The sequence below is a fragment of the Massilia sp. TSP1-1-2 genome (assembly GCF_049896185.1).
Lineage (GTDB): Bacteria > Pseudomonadota > Gammaproteobacteria > Burkholderiales > Burkholderiaceae_D > Telluria_A.
Genome location: NZ_JAFCTU010000081.1, coordinates 1 through 1,674 on the forward strand (window position 1 = coordinate 1; position 1,674 = coordinate 1,674).

Annotated in this window: 1 protein-coding gene; it reads right to left on the bottom strand. The window is 57.9% G+C overall.

Annotated features, from left to right (window positions below):
- Positions 1-1,623 (bottom strand): MobF family relaxase (mobF, locus tag ACP7BV_RS26860; RefSeq protein ID WP_426107954.1); only part of this gene is annotated, 1,623 nt, incomplete at its 3' end.
- Positions 1,624-1,674 lie beyond the last annotated feature (51 nt).

Consider the following 1,674-nt stretch of genomic DNA (forward strand, 5'->3'; position numbering starts at 1 on the left):
GGCCCGCTCTCGCGCGCGGCCAATGCCGCAGCAGCAGCGGCCGCGGCCCAAGCCGCAGCAACTGGACCGGCAGCAGCCAATCGCAAGAATCGATTTTTCGCACTTGAGCGCCTTCTGCGTCGTGTAGCGCTTTTCATTTGGAACCAGCGATCCTTGCTTGATGGCGTTCGCGACGTATTGGCGCGCTTCGTTTGCCGACCAACCCTTCATCTCGCCTAAATAGTTCTGCCACCCAGCAGCCGAGAGTGACAGTCCATCCTTCCGATCTGCTATGCGGTAGGCTGGCATGGACTCAATCAAAGTGCCTTGATTGACCAGCCGTTTGATTTCCGTCCGAACCTCGCTCAGTCCGGCCAGGCCCACGGCCCGCTGAAGTGCCGCAGCCGACAGGGCGGATTCGCGAACTGTGGCCTCACGTTCGGTTAAATGGTCAATGGCATATTGAACGAAGATTTGTACTGGTTTCAAGGTCGCCTGTGCACTTGAGTTTTGGCCCCCAGCGCCGGCGACCTCGCTATCTGCCAAGCCCGATTTTGCAGCTTGGTTTTTGGACGTGCTTCCGCTCCTTTCAGCGTCACGGCTAGCCAGCGGGACCGACGGGCGATCTTCGGCGATGTTCCGTGCCGTGCCGTCTACACTCGGCGCGCGGTCGCGTGCTGGTTCGCTGCCTTCGCCTTCGACATCTTGAGCGCCGCTTCCGCCGCTCTTTCTAGAAGTATAGGAGAACTGGTTGAGTTTTGAATTTTCCCCATAGTCGATCCCGAGTTCACGGCTCTTTTCGACCCAGTATTGTTTGACGATAGCGCGGTCGCCCTCGTCTTTTCGCGGACGGGTAGCGATGGCGATAATCTGTTTTTCCAGTCGCGATGCGCTAGCCCGCGTCTTCCCTTCGTCGGCGAGCATCGCCTCGATCACCTGGCTGCGCGACGAGAATGCCTCGATCTGGTCTCGGCTGATATGAGCAAGTTCGAAACCGCCCTTGTCGTCAACAAGCCGGATGCCGTAGCCAAGTGCTTTCAGACCCATGGCAAGCTCGGTCCGATAGATAGCTTCAATCTCGGTCCGAACCAGAAAAATATCTTCGTTCGACAGTGCCCGCCATGCTCCATCAGACCGCTGCGTCATGTTGAAAACGACCGAATGGGTATGAAGTTGGGGGTCCTTTGCACGGCTCATCTCATGCCGAAACTTGGCGATCACAAGATTACCAGTCCGCTCGCGATAGCTCTTACCCTTGACCTTTTTGCGGGCCTCGGCCAGACGCTCGACCTGTTCTAATGCACGCGTCACCGCCCGGTCGTGCATGAGCGTCACGGTTCTATCGCTGGCGACAAGAGCCTGCATTGAAACCGACTTTGGCGCGGAAAAAGTCAGATCCAATCCCATGCGCTTTTTTTTGCTGCTTCGGTCAAAGGTCTTTTGGATGCGCTCTCCGTTGGGAAGCTGGCCGTCCAGCAGCCGCGCTAGCTGCACCTGTTCGACCGCCCCTTTCAAACCCAACGATTCCGCACCGATTCCCTGCCACTCTCCCGGGTTCTCTTTCGCGTAGTAGTCGTCGGCAGCAGAGAAGTAGTGCGCGGCTGCGTGGTGGTCGTTTCCGCGAATCGGCGTGACGTTTAGCATGGGGGTCCCGTACTTGGTTACTTGAGATCGATCGCCACTGTCCGACGCGGA